Origin of the sequence: Paenibacillus sp. RC67, from assembly GCF_030020805.1 — a bacterium.
Taxonomy (GTDB): Bacteria; Bacillota; Bacilli; order Paenibacillales; family NBRC-103111; genus Paenibacillus_S.
Genome location: NZ_CP125098.1, coordinates 200,001 through 217,510, shown reverse-complemented (window position 1 = coordinate 217,510; position 17,510 = coordinate 200,001). Strand labels below are relative to the sequence as shown.

Annotated in this window: 13 protein-coding genes, 8 tRNA genes, 1 rRNA gene and 1 pseudogene; 6 read left to right on the top strand and 17 right to left on the bottom strand. The window is 47.9% G+C overall.

All coding sequences use genetic code 11. The annotated features are described in order from the left end of the window. Positions 1-207 precede the first annotated feature (207 nt). The 6 genes and pseudogenes from hisA to QMA13_RS00975 form a co-directional block, all read right to left on the bottom strand. Positions 208-967, bottom strand: a pseudogene (hisA, locus tag QMA13_RS01000) (phosphoribosylformimino-5-aminoimidazole carboxamide ribotide isomerase). Next, positions 957-1,487 (bottom strand): acyltransferase, encoded by a 531-nt coding sequence (locus QMA13_RS00995; protein ID WP_282938892.1) that lies wholly within the window; start codon positions 1,485-1,487, stop codon positions 957-959. The pseudogene hisA and the gene QMA13_RS00995 overlap by 11 nt, the downstream one beginning before the upstream one ends. Beyond that, positions 1,471-2,136, bottom strand: coding sequence for a pyrophosphatase PpaX (ppaX, locus tag QMA13_RS00990; RefSeq protein WP_282938890.1), 666 nt, complete (start codon positions 2,134-2,136; stop codon positions 1,471-1,473). Before ppaX ends, QMA13_RS00995 begins: the two co-directional genes overlap by 17 nt. A gap of 61 nt (positions 2,137-2,197) precedes the next feature. Beyond that, on the bottom strand, positions 2,198-3,202 hold the full coding sequence (gene lgt, locus QMA13_RS00985) for a prolipoprotein diacylglyceryl transferase (RefSeq protein ID WP_282938888.1): 1,005 nt from the start codon (positions 3,200-3,202) through the stop codon (positions 2,198-2,200). Between the two features lie 37 nt (positions 3,203-3,239). Further along, complete coding sequence (gene hprK, locus QMA13_RS00980) at positions 3,240-4,181, bottom strand: HPr(Ser) kinase/phosphatase (protein WP_282938887.1); 942 nt, start codon at positions 4,179-4,181, stop codon at positions 3,240-3,242. Between the two features lie 103 nt (positions 4,182-4,284). Beyond that, positions 4,285-5,178 carry a LysR family transcriptional regulator gene (locus tag QMA13_RS00975; RefSeq protein ID WP_282938886.1) on the bottom strand — a complete coding sequence of 298 codons (894 nt, stop codon included), beginning with the start codon at positions 5,176-5,178 and terminating at the stop codon, positions 4,285-4,287. A gap of 209 nt (positions 5,179-5,387) precedes the next feature. Between QMA13_RS00975 and QMA13_RS00970 the strand changes: the two genes are divergently transcribed. Next, the gene (locus QMA13_RS00970; RefSeq protein WP_282938885.1) at positions 5,388-6,434 is read left to right on the top strand and encodes a YeiH family protein; all 1,047 of its coding nucleotides are present in this window, start codon (positions 5,388-5,390) and stop codon (positions 6,432-6,434) included. 214 nt (positions 6,435-6,648) lie between these two features. On the opposite strand, the gene QMA13_RS00965 is transcribed toward QMA13_RS00970, so the two are convergent. Together QMA13_RS00965 and QMA13_RS00960 are read right to left on the bottom strand one after the other, a co-directional pair. Then, entirely contained in the window at positions 6,649-7,767 is a 1,119-nt protein-coding gene (locus tag QMA13_RS00965; RefSeq protein ID WP_282938884.1) for an ABC transporter ATP-binding protein, read from the bottom strand. A gap of 90 nt (positions 7,768-7,857) precedes the next feature. Continuing rightward, positions 7,858-8,973 carry a PucR family transcriptional regulator gene (locus tag QMA13_RS00960; RefSeq protein ID WP_282938883.1) on the bottom strand — a complete coding sequence of 372 codons (1,116 nt, stop codon included), beginning with the start codon at positions 8,971-8,973 and terminating at the stop codon, positions 7,858-7,860. 271 nt (positions 8,974-9,244) lie between these two features. Between QMA13_RS00960 and QMA13_RS00955 the strand changes: the two genes are divergently transcribed. The 5 genes from QMA13_RS00955 (at position 9,245) to QMA13_RS00935 (ending at position 13,509) form a co-directional block, all read left to right on the top strand. Beyond that, a complete protein-coding gene (locus tag QMA13_RS00955) occupies positions 9,245-10,507 on the top strand; it encodes a nickel-dependent lactate racemase family protein (protein ID WP_282938881.1) in 1,263 nt (420 codons plus the stop codon). 51 nt (positions 10,508-10,558) lie between these two features. Further along, positions 10,559-10,921: a hypothetical protein gene (locus tag QMA13_RS00950; protein WP_282943191.1), complete on the top strand. Its 363-nt coding sequence runs from the start codon at positions 10,559-10,561 to the stop codon at positions 10,919-10,921. 5 nt (positions 10,922-10,926) lie between these two features. Further along, positions 10,927-11,529 carry a gluconate 2-dehydrogenase subunit 3 family protein gene (locus QMA13_RS00945; protein WP_282938880.1) on the top strand — a complete coding sequence of 201 codons (603 nt, stop codon included), beginning with the start codon at positions 10,927-10,929 and terminating at the stop codon, positions 11,527-11,529. Then, on the top strand, positions 11,519-13,090 hold the full coding sequence (locus QMA13_RS00940) for a GMC family oxidoreductase (RefSeq protein WP_282938879.1): 1,572 nt from the start codon (positions 11,519-11,521) through the stop codon (positions 13,088-13,090). Before QMA13_RS00945 ends, QMA13_RS00940 begins: the two co-directional genes overlap by 11 nt. Positions 13,091-13,200: 110 nt before the next feature. Continuing rightward, the gene (locus QMA13_RS00935) at positions 13,201-13,509 is read left to right on the top strand and encodes an MTH1187 family thiamine-binding protein (protein WP_282938878.1); all 309 of its coding nucleotides are present in this window, start codon (positions 13,201-13,203) and stop codon (positions 13,507-13,509) included. Positions 13,510-13,607: 98 nt separating this feature from the next. Here QMA13_RS00935 and QMA13_RS00930 read toward each other — a convergent pair. From QMA13_RS00930 to QMA13_RS00890, 9 genes are all read right to left on the bottom strand, one after another. Next, positions 13,608-13,680: transfer RNA gene (locus QMA13_RS00930), tRNA-Lys, on the bottom strand. Between the two features lie 8 nt (positions 13,681-13,688). Continuing rightward, positions 13,689-13,773 (bottom strand) — tRNA-Tyr (locus QMA13_RS00925). Between the two features lie 34 nt (positions 13,774-13,807). Continuing rightward, positions 13,808-13,883, bottom strand: a tRNA-Phe gene (locus tag QMA13_RS00920). 46 nt (positions 13,884-13,929) lie between these two features. Next, positions 13,930-14,006: transfer RNA gene (locus tag QMA13_RS00915), tRNA-Asp, on the bottom strand. 14 nt (positions 14,007-14,020) lie between these two features. Beyond that, a tRNA-Thr gene (locus tag QMA13_RS00910) sits at positions 14,021-14,096 on the bottom strand. 9 nt (positions 14,097-14,105) lie between these two features. Next, positions 14,106-14,181: transfer RNA gene (locus QMA13_RS00905), tRNA-Val, on the bottom strand. Between the two features lie 55 nt (positions 14,182-14,236). Next, positions 14,237-14,313 (bottom strand) — tRNA-Met (locus QMA13_RS00900). A 19-nt stretch (positions 14,314-14,332) separates the two neighbouring features. Further along, positions 14,333-14,421: transfer RNA gene (locus tag QMA13_RS00895), tRNA-Ser, on the bottom strand. A 104-nt stretch (positions 14,422-14,525) separates the two neighbouring features. Continuing rightward, positions 14,526-17,448: ribosomal RNA gene (locus QMA13_RS00890) — 23S ribosomal RNA — on the bottom strand. Positions 17,449-17,510 lie beyond the last annotated feature (62 nt).

Below are 17,510 nucleotides of genomic sequence, written 5' to 3'. Positions count from 1 at the left end.
AACAGTCATCTTTTTTCAACGTATTCGCTTTAGTTCGCTAATATGCTACCATACTACCAAAATAAAGAATGTATTCGTAAGTGTACCACCGAACACCAGTCGCGTCAATGAATACACGGCAAAAAAATGATGAAAAAATCATGGTAAAATCGCTGTGGTCGTATGCTTTTCACCTAGCGCCAAACAACACGAATTCGCGACAATCTTCTAATGCATATTGGAGTAAGCTACCACGTCTTTGTAGGATAATTTCCCGCCGAAAATATCCAGAGCACTTCCGATTGTAATATCCATTTTCCCATCACTTAGGGAACGGAACAGCTCCATATCCTCCATGGATCTGGCTCCACCTGCATAAGTGGTAGGGATCGTCACACAGCGGGATAAGTGACTTACCAAGCTTTGTTGAATACCGGACTGTTTGCCCTCCACATCTACGGCGTGAACTAGGAACTCATCGCAAAATTGCTCCAAGTAGCGTATGTTGTCATGAGTCAGTTCGAAATTGCTGAATGTCTTCCACTGGTTCGTTACAACGTACCACTGGCCATCCTTCTCTTTACAGCTTAAGTCGATAACCAGACGGTCCTTGCCAACCTCGGATACGATACGGTTCAGATTGCCGACATTCAATTCTCCATCACGGAATATATAAGAGGTTACGATAACATGAGATGCGCCTTGCTCCAAATAAAAAGTCGCGTTTTCGGATGTAATACCGCCACCGATCTGAAGTCCTCCTTCATACTGATGCAGTGCTTTCACGGCCGCCTCTTCATTGCCGCCGCCTAACATAATGACATGTCCGCCCAACAACCGATCCTTCTTAAACATCTCTGCATAATAAGCGGAGTCATGCTCAGATACGAAATTTTCTACAACACCCTGCTGGCCGGTGTTCAAGGTTTCCCCCTACGATTTGTTTCACTTTTCCTTGGTGAAGATCAATGCACGGTCTAAACTTCACTATCGCTCCCCGTCCCCTCTTTGGATTGTTCCTCTCTCACATCTTCCTTAATAACACGCAGCGGATTACCTGCAACAAAGCTGTATGGAGCTACATCCTTATGTACCACCGAACCTGCCCCAATAACTGCATGATCACCGATGGTTACCCCCGGGAGCACCGTCGTATTTGCTCCAATCATCACATTCGAGCCGATCCGTACCGTTCCAATCCGGTATTCTTTTATTAAGTATTCATGCGTCAATATGGTCGTATTGTAGCCGATAATGGAATTGCTGCCGACCTCGATTCGCTCCGGGAAAAACACATCCACCATGACCATTAACGCAAAGGAGGTATGCTCTCCCACCTTCATCCCAAGCACATGGCGATAAATCCAGCGCTTAAAGGATAAGAAGGGTGCATACCGTGTCAATTGGATAAAAATAAAATTGCGGACCGCCTTCCAAAAGCTAACGGTTCGATACATTTGCCACAATGAATTCGGCCCCTCGACCGAAAATCTATCGGTTTGTCTCAATCGAACTCTCCTCGACTCCTGCAATTGGTAGCAGTTCCCTAATATCGTCAATGATATAGGTTGGATTGTACTGTTTTAAATAAGCGACGCCTTTCAAGGACCATGCAACACCTACGGATGGAATTCCCGCATTACTTGCTGCCTCCAGATCGTAATGACTGTCCCCTACCATTAATGCTCCTTCAGCGTCAGATCCAAGCTTCTTCAACGCTTTGCGTATGCCTTCAGGGTCCGGTTTCGCCCGTTCCACTTCGTCGACCGTCACGATAGCACCGAAGTAATCATAAATTCCGCAGAGCTTCAATCCCATCTCCGTGGTTACCCTTACCTTGCTTGTTACGACACCCAGTTTGATGCCTGCGGCATTCAAATGACCAAGGGTTTCGCGAACATATGGGAACTCCTTAACCAACGCATCATGTCTTTCAATATTGAATTTGCGGTATTTTTGAACCAGATCGTCAACCGCATCTCTGCCTGAAAAAAACTGCATTTGCTCTACGAGTGGCCGCCCCATATTGGGAATAATATGATCCCGAGTTACCGGTTCCTTCGTCACTCCTTCAAACGTATGCAAAAACGATTGAATAATGAGCTCATTCGTATCAAGTATCGTTCCGTCGAGATCAAATAACATCGTATGAATCATCACTCATGCTCCTTTATCATGCTGTACAATTATAAGCAAGCCCACTGGCTCGTTTTTCTTACTAATGATCCGTCGTAGGATCGGATGGTTTAGTCGAAGAGGATGATTCCACCGTATCCGTTGGACCGCCTTGTTGACCGTCTTGAGTATCTTTTCCTTTCAGACGCTCGATAGGATCCGCGTAACGTACCGAAGCGGCTCCCGTTTTTCTGCGGATGAAAATAAGAATAAACGCCGCGATAACGATCAGCACAGCCAGCAGCTGTGAAATCCTTACATTACCGCCATAAGTCATAAAGCCAGACTCAAAGCCCATCCAAGTCATCGGCGCCCACAAGCCATTCATTAAGGAAGCCAACCAATCTGGACCCGTAAAGTCTAGACTATCTGTTCTAATACCTTCCACGAAGAAACGTCCGATGGAATACCAGATGAAATAGCTCATAAACAGCTCGCCTGCACGCAAGAAAGGTCTTCTACGCAGCACAAGAAGCAGCAATAGCCCTACAATATTCCACACTGATTCATATAGGAAGGTCGGATGGTAGAACTGTCCGTCTATAAACATCTGATTTACAATAAAATCAGGTAAGTGCAGGGAGTTTCTCAAGAAAGCTTCGCTGACCGGTCCTCCATGAGCTTCCTGGTTCATGAAATTGCCCCAACGTCCGATAGCTTGGCCAACAATCAATCCTGGTGCGCAAATATCAGCAATTCGCCAGAACGAATATCCTTTTCTCCGAACGTAAATGACAGCCGCTATAATGGCACCGATCAAAGCGCCATATATAGCGATCCCACCGTGCCACACTTTAATAATTTCGGACAAATTGTCTCTATAATCTTCCCATTTGAACGCTACATAATAAATTCGCGCCCCGATAATGGCTGAAGGAACCCCTATCAGCACGAGATCCATGAAAAAATCAGGGTTCATCCCGAACCGTTTGCCTTCTTGAATAGCTAACAGCAAGCCTACCAAAGCCGCCGTACCCAATATAATTCCGTACCAATGCACCTGCAGGGATCCTATGCCGAACGCGATAGGATTAATGGCCAGCAACATGTTGCTCCTCCTCAATACGAATGATCCAGCATTCTATTTATTCCATATCGTCAATATCTTCGGACAGCGATTCGGTCAGCTTATTCGTGAATTGCAGCGCCGCATTGTAACCCATACGTTTCAAACGATAGTTCATCGCCGCTACTTCGATAATGACCGCCAAGTTACGTCCAGGGCGAACCGGAATGGTAACTAAAGGAATGTCGGTATCGATAATCCGCGTCGTTTCTTCATCCAGTCCAAGGCGATCGTATTGTTTCTCCTGCTGCCATGTCTCCAGCTTAACAACAACGGAAATTTTCTTTATATTACGGACCGCCCCTGCTCCGAACAGTGTCATCACATTAATAATACCGACACCCCGAATTTCAAGCAAATGTCGTATAAGTTCAGGTGCGTTTCCGTTCAAAATATGATCTGCCGTCTGACGAATTTCAACCGCATCATCCGCGATCAATCGATGTCCCCGCTTCACCAGCTCAAGCGCCGTTTCACTCTTACCGATACCGCTGCTCCCCGAGATAAGCATCCCAATCCCGTAGACGTCTACGAGAACACCGTGAATCGTCGTAGAAGGCGCTAATTTATTTTCAAGGAATCCAGTAATTCGGCTGGCCAAGATGGTTGTCGACACTTTGGTACGCAGCACCGGTATTTGACTATCATTGGCGGCAGCCAACAGTTCTATCGGCACATCCAACCCGCGGCTGATTAGAATACAAGGCGTATCCTGCGGCTCGCACAGCTTGCTCATACGGTTCATGCGTTCTTCAGATGAAAGTCCATCAAAAAATGTCAATTCCGTTTTACCGAGAATCTGTACCCGTTCTGTCGGGTGAAATTCATAGAAGCCCGCCATAACCAATCCAGGGCGATACAAGTCAGCGACCGTAATGGGACGTTTGAGACCGCCCTCACCGCAAATCACTTCGAGGTGAAACTCTTCAACCAAGTCAGACACTTTTACTTTTCTAGGCATCTCTGTTCCGTCTCCTTCGTTTTCCCAATAATCCCATCGTATAAAAAATACAAGCATAAATCAACCAACACTAGGGATTTCACATATGTAGTTTTTCGTACAGCTACAATTGAAATTGTCTAAGCTTCTGTATGAACATTTTGGACGCCATTGTCTCTACTGCTGTCTTCCTGTCTTGAACGATCCTGAAATCGCGAACTAATCGGGTATTTTTCACCATAATGCTGCATAATTCTCCCGCTTCCAGATCCTTACGCACGACAAGTCTGGACAGCATAGCAATACCAAGTCCTGCAACAACTGCTTCTTTGACCCCTTGGCTGCTGTTGAATACATAAGAACGCTTCATCCGAATCCCCAATTTCTCCATGAACTGATCGCTGAATGCTCTTGTCCCGGAGCCACTTTCCCTAAGCACCCATACATAATCCTGAAGCAGTTCCGAATCGACACCTTTTTTCGCGGAACACAGGGGATGATCTGTCGATGCAACCAGAACCATATCATCTGCCATAAAAGGAGGCTGTAGCTCAATTTCGGCATGCTCCACTCTGCCTTCAACCAATCCAATATCCAGCTCATTTGCCCGCACCGCTTGGGCAATTTCTTCTGTGTTGGCGATCATAACGCTAATGTCAATCTGCGGATATTGGTAGGTAAACTCTGCCAAAAATCGAGGCAGTACGTATTCCCCGATAGTTAAGCTTGCTCCTACCTTTAACGTACCGGCTACTTCATCCCGCAATTGACGTATATCTTCCTTTGCCGTATCGTATAGCGCCAGCATTTGCTTGGCCTGTTTGTACAAAATAGCTCCCGCTTCCGTTACCTTCACATGCTTGGAGGAACGATGAACGAGCTTGGTACCGAATTCATTTTCCAAATTGCGTATATGCAAACTGACCCCCGGCTGAGAAAGATTCAGCAACTCAGCGGCCCTTGAGAAATGACTCTGTTCAACCACCATGACAAAAACTCTTAATGTATCTACGACCATGACTTGCTCCTCCGATGTCTGCAATGCAATGACATGCCTAACCTACTGGTATTCATTGTATCCTTTTCATAAGACCGGAACAATCCCGTATAAGTCTGGCTTCAAGCATAACAATAACTAATAGTACGCATAGCATATCGGTATTTCACTTTTCAACCTGCTCATCATATAGTTAGAGGCAAGTTACAGTAGAAGGAGTCGATACAACCATGAGTCACGCCCAAGCGCTGTCCTCTCAAAAACAAAGCAAACCGTGGATCGGATTCCTGATCGGTATCGCTTTAACTCTGCTGATAGCTCTGGCAGCTAAATATTTAGCCGGTTTTCCGTTTCTAAGCATTATGGGCCAGTTGGTTATCGCCATATTAATAGGGATCATCTGGCGAGCATCTATCGGCGTACCAACCAGAGCAGTTGCAGGAACCCAATTTTCAAGTAAAAAACTTCTTCGATTAGGGATTATCCTACTTGGTATGCGCCTCAATCTGGTAGACATCGTCCATGCGGGACCGAAAGTATTTCTGCTTGCCGTTATCGTCATTGCCTTTACGTTGAGCGTTGTCTATGGATTGACCCGTTTGTTAAAGGTAGACAAAGGCCTCGGCATGCTGACAGCCTGTGGCACTGCCATTTGCGGAGCTGCTGCGGTTGTCGCCATAGCTCCCCAAATTAATGCAAAGGACGAAGAAACGGCGATTGGCGCTGCGATCGTAGCTATCTTGGGAACTCTATTCACCTTGCTGTATACATTCTTGTTCCCTGTCCTGGGTCTCTCTTCTCTTGGATATGGTGTTTTCTCAGGCGCAACCTTACACGAAATCGCGCATGTCATTGCTGCCGCGGCTCCTGGAGGCAATCAAGCTGTCGATATGGCCGTTATCGTTAAGCTGACCCGTGTCGCACTGCTTGTTCCAGTGGCTATATTGATCGGTATTTGGGCAAATCGTGCCCAACGTAAAGAAGCTGGCTCCACTGCCAAGACTTCTTGGAGATCCATTCCTATTCCTTGGTTTATTCTCGGATTTCTTGTCGTGAGCGGTATTCATTCGCTTAACATCGTACCGGAAGCTGTTGCCAGTGCTTTGGTTACGGCAGCTTACATGTTGATTGCAATGGCTATGGCTGGACTCGGCCTGGGAGTTGATCTGGCTACTTTTAGAAGACTGGGCATGAAATCCTTCGCAGCTGGATTAATCGGATCGGTCTTGCTGTCCGGATTAGGCTTTATATTAGTCCACCTGCTTCATCTTGCTTAGAAGCTATTCAATAAGCAGCTCCCTTGTGGCCCATCTGTTGGGAATAAGGGGGCTGCTTTTGTTTATCATCATCCTTCCGGATTGGTCCCCTTCAACTATCTATGTTACTTGAGTTTCTTTACTTGCAGGCTCGGCTTCACCCATTCTCAGGGCGTACTGACATGCAGATATGAAAAAAGGCCAGTCACTGTGACTGGCCTTTCTGCTATATGAATTAGTTATTTGCAAGGATGGACAAAGTCGTTTGTTGATCGAAGAAGTGAACTTTGTTCATATCGATCGCCAATTTAACGTTTGTACCTTCTTTAAATCCTGCACGGCCATCAACACGAGCAACTACGCTGTTTTTGCCAATACCGTTCAAGTACAAGAACATTTCGTGACCCAGGTTCTCAGAAACCTCGATGTGCGCGTTCACGATTGTGTTAGGGGAAGCTTCCAGGAATACTGGCTCTTCGTGGAAATCTTCAGGACGAACGCCCATAACGACTTCTTTACCAACATAATCACGAAGCGATTTTGCTTTGCCTTCAGGTACTTCTACGTTAACACCGTTTGCTTTGAAGTAGATGCTGCCGCCTTGATCTGCCAAAGAACCTGTTACAAAGTTCATGGAAGGAGATCCGATGAAGCCCGCAACGAACATATTCAACGGGTAGTTGTAGATTTCTTCAGGTGTAGCTGCTTGTTGAATAATCCCTTTATCCATAACAACGATACGATCGCCCATGGTCATAGCTTCTGTTTGGTCATGCGTTACGTAGATGATCGTTGTTTCAAGACGTTTGTGCAATTTGCTGATCTCAGCACGCATTTGTACGCGCAATTTAGCATCCAAGTTGGACAACGGCTCATCCATCAAGAACACTTGCGGTTCACGAACGATCGCACGACCCAAGGCAACACGTTGACGTTGACCACCGGAAAGAGCCTTTGGTTTACGATCCAGCAAATGCTCGATATCAAGGATTTTTGCAGCTTCGCGTACGCGAGCGTCGATGTCAGACTTTTTGAATTTACGAAGCTTCAAACCAAAAGCCATGTTTTGATACACGTTCATGTGTGGATACAAAGCGTAAGATTGGAAAACCATCGCGATGTCGCGGTCTTTAGGTGCAACGTCGTTTACCAAACGGTCGCCAATGTAAAGTTCGCCTTCAGTGATCTCTTCCAAACCTGCAATCATACGAAGAGTTGTGGACTTACCGCAACCGGATGCGCCTACAAGAACCAAAAACTCTTTATCTTTGATTTCAAGATGAAAATCTTTCACTGTCGCTTCTTCAGCACCTGCGTATCTTTTAACGATGTGGTTTAAACGTACACCTGCCATGGTTATTCCCCCTACGAGTTTAGTATCAAGTTATATTGTTATCTTACCGTAGGAATGGATTTGTGACTATGCACAATCTTCACAAAAAAATCACTTTCTTTTCGTTACTTTGTACAATAGCAATGCAATCTTGACCAAAACCGCGTCATTAAAGGTCCGGACATCCAGTCCGGTCTCCTGCTTAAACTTGTCCAACCGGTACAAAAGCGTATTCCTATGAATGTAAAGCTTCTTGGCCGTTTCGCTAACGTTGCAGTCCAATTGAAAAAATTGCTCGAGCGTCGTCATGGTCTCCGTATCGAGTACCGCATCGAGCCGCTTCAGCACGCGTTCGAGAAAGCTCGCTTTTTCCCCCTCAGGAATCAGGTTAATGAGCTTCTCCAGCTGCAGCATCCATGGAAGATGCATATTACTGCCCATGTGATAAGTGCGTCCGAGCATCATCGTTTCTCTTAGCTGCAGCACGGTTGCATAGAGGGATTTGGCAGGCATAATCGGATAGTGAATAGCCAAGTGGCTGTCGCCAACCCATTCGTTTTCAAGCATTTCGTGAAGGCCATAGCCAATAGCAGCCAACGTATCTTCTATGCTGTCTTCTTCTCCAAAGTCCCTATCATCGTTGGTATCCATCGTCAGCATTTTTTCCGAACCGAGTATTAGCCACTCCTTATCCATTAAGGGAACCAGAATCATCTCTGCATCAAAAAATGACTCCAGCAGCTTCTTGAGCTCCTGGTAGCTGACTCTCCGGGATTGCGAATAGTCGCCGTACAATAACAGCGGAATTTTAGTTGAATAAAGCGATAGCTGCGAGACAAGCGAATCCGGCATCTCCGCATGGCTCAATCCTAAGTCTTGCTGCTGCTTGAACCAATCTCGGACCATCCCTACCTTGCGCTCTTCTTCACTTATAGATGCGAGAGGCTTCTTCTCCTGCAATCGATTCGATTCCAGCATGAGCTCCACCAATTGACGCTCCGCTTGATTAACGCGGTCCGCTTCAATACTTAGAACTAACGCATCCGAACCATCCTTATGTAATAAAAAAACAAACTGCTGCTCCTTTTGCAAGCTTTTGGGTGGCGCACCCTTGCCTAATGCTTCGGTATCCGCCTCTCTTAGCCATTGTTCCCATGTCCATCTCGCCAACCTTACGGGTGCATCAAATATTTGTTCAAGCTGCTGCCTTAGCGGTTCCCAGTCCATACCCGAACTCCCAACGTAAGTGTATTTATCTATATAATTCAATCATAGCAAAAAAAGCCACAGCATAAAACAAAAAAAGCTTTTCGGTTCCTTTGAAACCTTTTGTTTAAACCCGTCCCCTCTTCTTTTTCAAACCAATCTTTCTGCAACCAAACCAAAATCCAATATTTCACATACGCCTATTACTTAGAATGGGCTTATACTCTAGGATATTTTCGATGCTATTGGTAATAATTGAATTGTTCGAATATCAACATAAGAAGAGGCTGCCATGTTTCATTTACCCTACGGCAAGACGACCCTACCTCTCTCAGTACCTGACACTCTGCCAATAGATACGATAACCTACCGTATGGCCGAAGAGGACGGATCGCTCCAATCATCACAAAATCGGATTGCACACGCCTTGTCCAAGCCTATTGGCACGGCTAAACTTTCTGAGCTTGCAGTAGGGCGCGATAGCGCGGTTATTATCATCAGTGATGGAACCCGCCTTTGCCCAAGCCATCTGCTGCTTCCGCCGCTTCTGCAGGAGCTTAATCAAGCTGGTATTCCAGACGTGTCTATCGATATTATTATTGCTTTGGGGATGCATCGGAAACACACTCCTGAAGAGATGAAAAATTTGGTTGGATCTTCTGTATACGGACGAATCCGTGTTCACAATCATTCAGCCGCTTCCGAAGATTGCATTCTGCTCGGAACAAGTTCATCAGGTACACCGATTGAAATCAACAGGCTGGCTGTAAAAGCAGACCTTAGGATTGTCACTGGCAATATCGAGCCTCATGCCCTGGCAGGGATTTCAGGAGGTATCAAGGCACTTATCCCGGGCATCGCCTCCCAAAGGTGCATCGAGCATAACCACAGCTTGTCGCAGCACTATAAGGCCGTGCCTGGCGAGCCGGATAATCCGATTCATAAAGATATGGAAGAAGGGCTCCGTTTTCTTTCAGTCGATTTTTTGCTCAATGTTGTAGTCAATCATGAAAAGCATGTACTGGAGGCTGCCGCAGGCGAGGTCATAGCTGCCCATAGAACGCTGATTAGCCGTGCTTCATCCCGTTTTTTGGTTCCTGTCCCGCACGCTTACGATATGACCATAGTCTCTCCTGGCGGCCATCCCAAAGACCTGCAATTGTATCAGGCTATCAAAGCGCTGCGTAATGCATCCACGCTTACGAAGAAGGGCGGTACCATCATCATGGTTGCGGAATGCTCAGAAATGCTGGGGAATGGCGTTTTTCAGTTTTGGGTAGAAACCATGAAAGACCGTCAGAGCATGGTTGAGAAGCTGCAGCAGCAATTTCAGCTCGGAGCCCATAAAATTCTTCATTTAGATGAGGTTCTTTCCAAGCAGCGCGTATATTTATATTCAGCTGTGCCTCGTTCCATCGTCGAACTGCTCGGGCTGCTGCCTACAGACGACATCCAGCAAGTCTTCGACGAGTTTATCTCCACAAAAGGAAAAACCGTTGCACTGATGCCTTACGGCTCTTTAACGTATCCTCAGTTGCCCCAAAACACCGTCTGACGAATGGAGGAAAATTAAGTGCAGCACTGGACCTATTGGACACTGGATCGTATGGTCATTTTATTTGTAGGGATCGCCTTTATCGCCATAGGTGCTCAAGTTACGCTGTCCCATTATCGGCAAAATTTCCATCATAAGTCCATGTGGCTGCCTGTCGTAACCGCTCCATTGTTCAGTCTTACCGGCATTGTACTGGCGCTAATACGAGTCGAATGGCTATTCTTACTGTTTACTGCACTTATGTGGATGGGTGTCGTCATTGGCTCCGTAGGCTTCTACTATCATTTCCATGGAGTCGGCGTAAGAGTTGGAGGGTTTAACATGCGTAACTTTTTAGTCGGTCCTCCCGTCATTCTACCTGTTCTATTCATCGCCATGTGCGCTCTAGGCTTACTAGTTATGTATTGGAGGTGACTCATATGAATCCAAAAATCAGCCGGTACCCAACCTACGATATTATGTCAGCTCAGCATGAATGGGATCAAAATACCCGTTCCATTGTGAACGAAAGGCTGCATACAGGCGGGGATTACTCGTTCTTGTCCGTCATGGAGGCAGAGATGCTTCGAGCCTGGTGTTCCTTTCTGATGGATGACGATCGCGGTGAAATCATACAATTTGTCATTGAACATATCGATCGAACCTTATCTGCAGGCATCGAGAGCGAGAGAAAGTCAGGCGTCCCTAAAGCCGCTGTTCTAATCAGGGCCGGTATGGGGGCGCTTGATGATGCGTGCCAGGTTCTTTATACTGAACGCTTCTTTCATCTTGAAGCAGAGCGACAACAGCAAGTCATGACTTCCGTCAGTGAAGAAGACGCTTTGCCACACGACATGTGGAAGCACGTCCCTCAAAAGGTATTTTTCCAAAAACTGCTCGATCTAACTACCGAAGCGTACTATTCTCATCCCCGCGTATGGTCAGAGATCGGGTACGGCGGGCCTGCTTATCCTCGAGGATATGTGCGTATGCATCCCGGACAATTGGACCCGTGGGAGGCGAAGCCTAAGTATGAAGCGTAAATATGAAGGACAAGAAGTCGATATTGTTATTGTAGGTGCTGGGGCAGCAGGCGGAGTCCTTGCCAAAGAACTGAGTGAAGCCGGGATGAGTGTCGTCGTTCTGGATGCAGGCCCCTTTCTCGATCCACAAAAAGATTTTGCTAGCGACGAACTGTCCATGCAGCGGTTAGGATGGCAGGATACCCGTATCGTTGCCGGCGAAGATCCTTTACAGATGGGCCACAATAACTCCGGAAGAGGCGTTGGAGGAGGCACAGTCCATTTTACAGGCGTCTTTCTCAGGTTTCATGATACTGACTTTCAAGCTAAGACACTCGACGGCATTGCCGAGGACTGGCCTATTCGTTATGAAGATCTAGCTCCATACTACGAAAAAGTGGAAAAAGAAATTGCAGTCGCCGGGCCCAGGCACTTTCCATGGGGCAATTTTCACGGTCCTTATCCCTACCCAGAGCGCGACAGACTAAGCCCCAACGCATTTATGTTTCAAAAAGGCTGTGAAAAACTGGGCATCCGCTCGGCCGTTACACCGTTAGCTATTTTGTCGGCACCCTTCGAGGATAGGCCCCCCTGCATTAATAGAGGGTTCTGCAATCAAGGCTGCATGCCTAATGCCAAATTCAGCACCCTCATCGTACATATTCCAAAAGCAATCCGTGCCGGAGCGGAAGTGCTCGCCGACTGTATGGTAACTCAAATAGTAATGAAAGCGGATGGAAGAGCCGCAGGCGTTAGCTTCATTCATAACGGAACGACGTATGAACAGAAGGCCCGGACGGTTATTCTCTCTGCTTATGTTGTAGAGACCCCTAGACTGCTTTTCAATTCAGCTAATGCCCAATTTCCTGACGGTCTTGCGAACAGCAGCGGATGGGTTGGAAAAGCCATCATGACCCATAGCAGTCACGACGTTTACGCCAAATTTAAAGAGGACATTCGACTGTACAAAGGAACTCCAGTATTGGCTAGTACACAGGATTTCTATAAAACCTCTTCTGAACATGATTTTGTAAGAGGCTATACTTTACACTCTCATGGGGCGCGACCTGTCAGTTTTGCTCGAGGAGTAACTCAATCATCCAGCAGCCCTGTGTGGGGCTCACGTTTGCGGCAAATCATGCTTGACTATAACTATTACGGACGAGCCACTATGGTTGGTGAAGTTCTTCCTAATCCTAACAATCATATTGCATTAAGCAATGAGATAGATGAACACGGACTCCCCAGAGCCAAGGTGACCTTCAGCTATGGGGACAACGATCGTCGGTTAATCCAGCATGCCGTAAATAAAATGAAAGCTATTCTAGAAGCGGCAGGCGGAGAGCCGGAAATGACCGTACCCGATACCGCTCATCTGATGGGGGGCTGTCGAATGGGAAATGACCCTACGTCGTCTGTTGTAAACTCATTCGGGCAAACCCATGATATCCCCAATTTATTCGTTTGCGATGCGAGCCTATTCGTCACATCCGGCGCAGGGAATCCAACGAATACCGTAATGGCTTTAGCGGCCCGAACAGCGGAGTATATCCGAAATAAAGCAGCACGCTTTGAGCTTTGATAGGCCTCTTCCCTTCGTCACAGGGCAAGAGGCTTTTATTTGCTGCGCTGCGCACGAAAGGATACAATAAAAGGGACAAAGTAAACCCTTTTAGGCAGGAGGAATTCTTCATGGCAATTGTAGAATTCACTATTATCCCTATTGGCACAGCAACACCCAGCTTAAGCCAATATGTAGCAGATATTCAGGAAGTCCTTGAGCAAGCGTCTGAGCCAATTCATTATGAAATGACTTCCATGAGCACAATTATCGAAGGGGAGCTGGACGACTTAATGGTGGTTATCCGCCGTCTTCACGAGGTGCCATTCAATCATGGTGCTCAGCGGGTATCTACTGCCATCAAGATTGATGACCGTAGGGACAAGGCTGCTTCCATGGAGCAAAAGATGAAATCGGTAGCAGAGAAAATGAGAAAATAGGCGGATCCACACGGATTCGCCTTTTTTTATTGCTATTCAAATTTGCGTGTTTTTGAAACTATAGAAACAAAAAAAGACCCTTACAGGTCTTATTTGGATGAGTCATGTAGGATTCGAACCTACGACACCCTGATTAAAAGTCAGGTGCTCTACCAACTGAGCTAATGACTCAAAGGAAATGGTGGAGGCTGATGGATTCGAACCACCGAACTCGATGAGAGCAGATTTACAGTCTGCCGTGTTTAGCCACTTCACTAAGCCTCCATATGTGGGCTGATCTGCATCTGCAGAGAGCCTATGGTGGCTCGGGACGGAATCGAACCGCCGACACGAGGATTTTCAGTCCTCTGCTCTACCGACTGAGCTACCGAGCCTTACAAACTATATCTTGTCCAATTTCGTTCATTTCTATTAAGGAAATGGCGGAGCCGACGGGATTCGAACCCGCGGTCTCCTGCGTGACAGGCAGGCATGTTAGGCCTCTACACCACGGCTCCGCATTAGACAAACATGGTGCCGTCGAGAGGACTTGAACCCCCAACCTACTGATTACAAGTCAGTTGCTCTACCAATTGAGCTACAACGGCATATTTATATGGTGGAGGCTGACGGGATCGAACCGCCGACCCTCTGCTTGTAAGGCAGATGCTCTCCCAGCTGAGCTAAGCCTCCATGTGACACAAGTCGAATCATATCATACTTTGTCATAAAAAATCAAGAGAAATTATGGTAGCGGCAGAGGGGATCGAACCCCCGACCTTACGGGTATGAACCGTACGCTCTAGCCAGCTGAGCTACGCCGCCACAGTAATAAAATCAACTACGGAGAGAGAGGGATTCGAACCCTCGCACCACTTACGCAGTCTAACCCCTTAGCAGAGGGTCCCCTTATAGCCACTTGGGTATCTCTCCATGAGACTTAAGAAAACAAGTTAGCTTGTTCCCTGAAAACTAGATACGAAATAAATGCGCGTTGGTTGAGCGATACTTCTGCATGTTGTACACATCACAGAATCTTGGATAAGCCCTCGACCGATTAGTATTCGTCAGCTCCACACGTTACCGTGCTTCCACCCCGAACCTATCAACCTCGTCGTCTTCAAGGGGTCTTACATACTGGGAAATCTCATCTTGAGGGGGGCTTCACGCTTAGATGCTTTCAGCGCTTATCCCGTCCGTACGTAGCTATCCAGCCGTGCTCCTGGCGGAACAACTGGTACACCAGCGGTACGTCCATCCCGGTCCTCTCGTACTAAGGACAGCTCCTCTCAAATTTCCTACGCCCACGACAGATAGGGACCGAACTGTCTCACGACGTTCTGAACCCAGCTCGCGTACCGCTTTAATGGGCGAACAGCCCAACCCTTGGGACCTACTTCAGCCCCAGGATGCGATGAGCCGACATCGAGGTGCCAAACCTCCCCGTCGATGTGGACTCTTGGGGGAGATAAGCCTGTTATCCCCAGGGTAGCTTTTATCCGTTGAGCGATGGCCCTTCCATTCGGTACCACCGGATCACTAAGCCCGACTTTCGTCCCTGCTCGACCTGTATGTCTCGCAGTCAAGCTCCCTTATGCCTTTGCACTCTTCGAATGATTTCCAACCATTCTGAGGGAACCTTGGGGCGCCTCCGTTACTTTTTAGGAGGCGACCGCCCCAGTCAAACTGCCCACCTGACACTGTTCCCCGACCAGTTCATGGCCGCGGGTTAGAACTCCGATACGATCAGGGTGGTATCCCAACGTCGCCTCCACACAAGCTGGCGCTCATGCTTCACAGGCTCCCACCTATCCTGTACAGATCGTACCAAAGTCCAATATCAAGCTGCAGTAAAGCTCCATGGGGTCTTTCCGTCTTGTCGCGGGTAACCTGCATCTTCACAGGTATTAAAATTTCACCGGATCTCTCGTTGAGACAGCGCCCAAGTCGTTACGCCATTCGTGCGGGTCAGAATTTACCTGACAAGGAATTTCGCTACCTTAGGACCGTTATAGTTACGGCCGCCGTTTACTGGGGCTTCGGTTCATAGCTTCGGGATTGCTCCCTAACCACTCCCCTTAACCTTCCAGCACCGGGCAGGCGTCAGCCCGTATACTTCGCCTTGCGGCTTCGCACAGACCTGTGTTTTTGCTAAACAGTCGCTTGGGCCTTTTCACTGCGGCCCCCTCGGGCTATTCACCCTACCGAGGCACCCCTTCTCCCGAAGTTACGGGGTCATTTTGCCGAGTTCCTTAACGAGAGTTCTTCCGCGCGCCTTAGCATGCTCTGCTCGCCTACCTGTGTCGGTTTGCGGTACGGGCACCTTCTCCCTGGCTAGAGGCTTTTCTTGGCAGCCTGAACTCATGACCTTCGCTACTGCAATTTTCGCTCCCCATCACAGACCAGCCTTATCGATGTGCGGATTTGCCTACACATCAGCCTCTCTGCTTGGACGGGCATCCATCAGCCCGCGTCACTATCCTTCTGCGTCACCCCATCGCTCATAACGGTTCACGGTGGTACAGGAATTTCAACCTGTTGTCCTTCGACTACGCCTTTCGGCCTCGCCTTAGGTCCCGACTTACCCTGAGTGGACGAGCCTTCCTCAGGAACCCTTAGGCTTTCGGCGGACAAGATTCTCACTTGTCTTTTCGTTACTCATACCGGCATTCTCACTTGTGTACTGTCCAGCGCTCCTTACGGTACACCTTCAACCTATACACAACGCTCCCCTACCCAAGAACATTACTGTCCTAGCCATAGCTTCGGTGGCGTGTTTAGCCCCGTTACATTTTCGGCGCAGAGTCACTCGACCAGTGAGCTATTACGCACTCTTTCAATGGTGGCTGCTTCTAAGCCAACATCCTGGTTGTCTGTGCAACTCCACATCCTTTCCCACTTAACACACACTGGGGGACCTTAGCTGATGGTCTGGGCTGTTTCCCTCTTGACAATGGATCTTAGCACTCACTGTCTGACTCCCGGGATGAAAGTATGTGGCATTCAGAGTTTGACTGGACTTGGTAACCCTTGGCGGGCCCCGCACCCAATCAGTGCTTTACCTCCACTACTCATCTCCCGAGGCTAGCCCTAAAGCTATTTCGGGGAGAACCAGCTATCTCCAAGTTCGATTGGAATTTCTCCGCTACCCCCACCTCATCCCCGAATTTTTCAACATTCGTGGGTTCGGGCCTCCAGTGCGTGTTACCGCACCTTCACCCTGGACAGGGGTAGATCACATGGTTTCGGGTCTACGCCCACGTACTAAATCGCCCTATTCAGACTCGCTTTCGCTGCGGCTTCGGCTCTTCACCTTAACCTTGCACGGGAACGTAACTCGCCGGTTCATTCTACAAAAGGCACGCCATCACCCATGAACGGGCTCTGACTTCTTGTAAGCACACGGTTTCAGGTTCTATTTCACTCCGCTCCCGCGGTTCTTTTCACCTTTCCCTCACGGTACTGCTTCACTATCGGTCGCTAGGGAGTATTTAGCCTTGGCAGATGGTCCTGCCTGCTTCCCACGAGGTTTCACGTGTCTCGCGGTACTCGGGATCCGTCTAGCGATACGTTCGTTTTTGGCTACAGGACTTTTACCCTCTCTGGTCGGCCTTTCCAGACCGCTTCACCTAACCAACTTTTCGCACATTGACGTCCCACAACCCCAGAGGGCAAGCCCCCTGGTTTGGGCTATTCCGCTTTCGCTCGCCGCTACTGACGGAATCACTTTTGTTTTCTTCTCCTGAGGGTACTTAGATGTTTCAGTTCTCCTCGTATGCCTCCAATGCAGCTATGTATTCACTACATGGTAACTGAGTATTACCTCAGTTGGGTTCCCCCATTCGGACATCCCCGGATCAAAGCCTGCTTACGGCTCCCCGAGGCCATTTCGTCGTTCGCCACGTCCTTCTTCGGCTCCTAGCGCCTAGGCATCCTCCGTGTGCTCTTATTAGCTTAACCAGCTAATGATTCGATTCCGAAGAATCGTCACTACGTGTATTGCTCTACGCATTTATTTCGAT

Coding starts and splice junctions, on each gene's coding strand:
- ppaX (WP_282938890.1), bottom strand. CDS start 2,136: ATGATTCATACGATGTTATTTGATCTCGACGGAACGATACTTGATACG.
- lgt (WP_282938888.1), bottom strand. CDS start 3,202: ATGTTGCTGGCCATTAATCCTATCGCGTTCGGCATAGGATCCCTGCAG.
- hprK (WP_282938887.1), bottom strand. CDS start 4,181: ATGCCTAGAAAAGTAAAAGTGTCTGACTTGGTTGAAGAGTTTCACCTC.
- QMA13_RS00975 (WP_282938886.1), bottom strand. CDS start 5,178: ATGGTCGTAGATACATTAAGAGTTTTTGTCATGGTGGTTGAACAGAGT.
- QMA13_RS00970 (WP_282938885.1), top strand. CDS start 5,388: ATGAGTCACGCCCAAGCGCTGTCCTCTCAAAAACAAAGCAAACCGTGG.
- QMA13_RS00965 (WP_282938884.1), bottom strand. CDS start 7,767: ATGGCAGGTGTACGTTTAAACCACATCGTTAAAAGATACGCAGGTGCT.
- QMA13_RS00960 (WP_282938883.1), bottom strand. CDS start 8,973: ATGGACTGGGAACCGCTAAGGCAGCAGCTTGAACAAATATTTGATGCA.
- QMA13_RS00955 (WP_282938881.1), top strand. CDS start 9,245: ATGTTTCATTTACCCTACGGCAAGACGACCCTACCTCTCTCAGTACCT.
- QMA13_RS00950 (WP_282943191.1), top strand. CDS start 10,559: ATGGTCATTTTATTTGTAGGGATCGCCTTTATCGCCATAGGTGCTCAA.
- QMA13_RS00945 (WP_282938880.1), top strand. CDS start 10,927: ATGAATCCAAAAATCAGCCGGTACCCAACCTACGATATTATGTCAGCT.
- QMA13_RS00940 (WP_282938879.1), top strand. CDS start 11,519: ATGAAGCGTAAATATGAAGGACAAGAAGTCGATATTGTTATTGTAGGT.
- QMA13_RS00935 (WP_282938878.1), top strand. CDS start 13,201: ATGGCAATTGTAGAATTCACTATTATCCCTATTGGCACAGCAACACCC.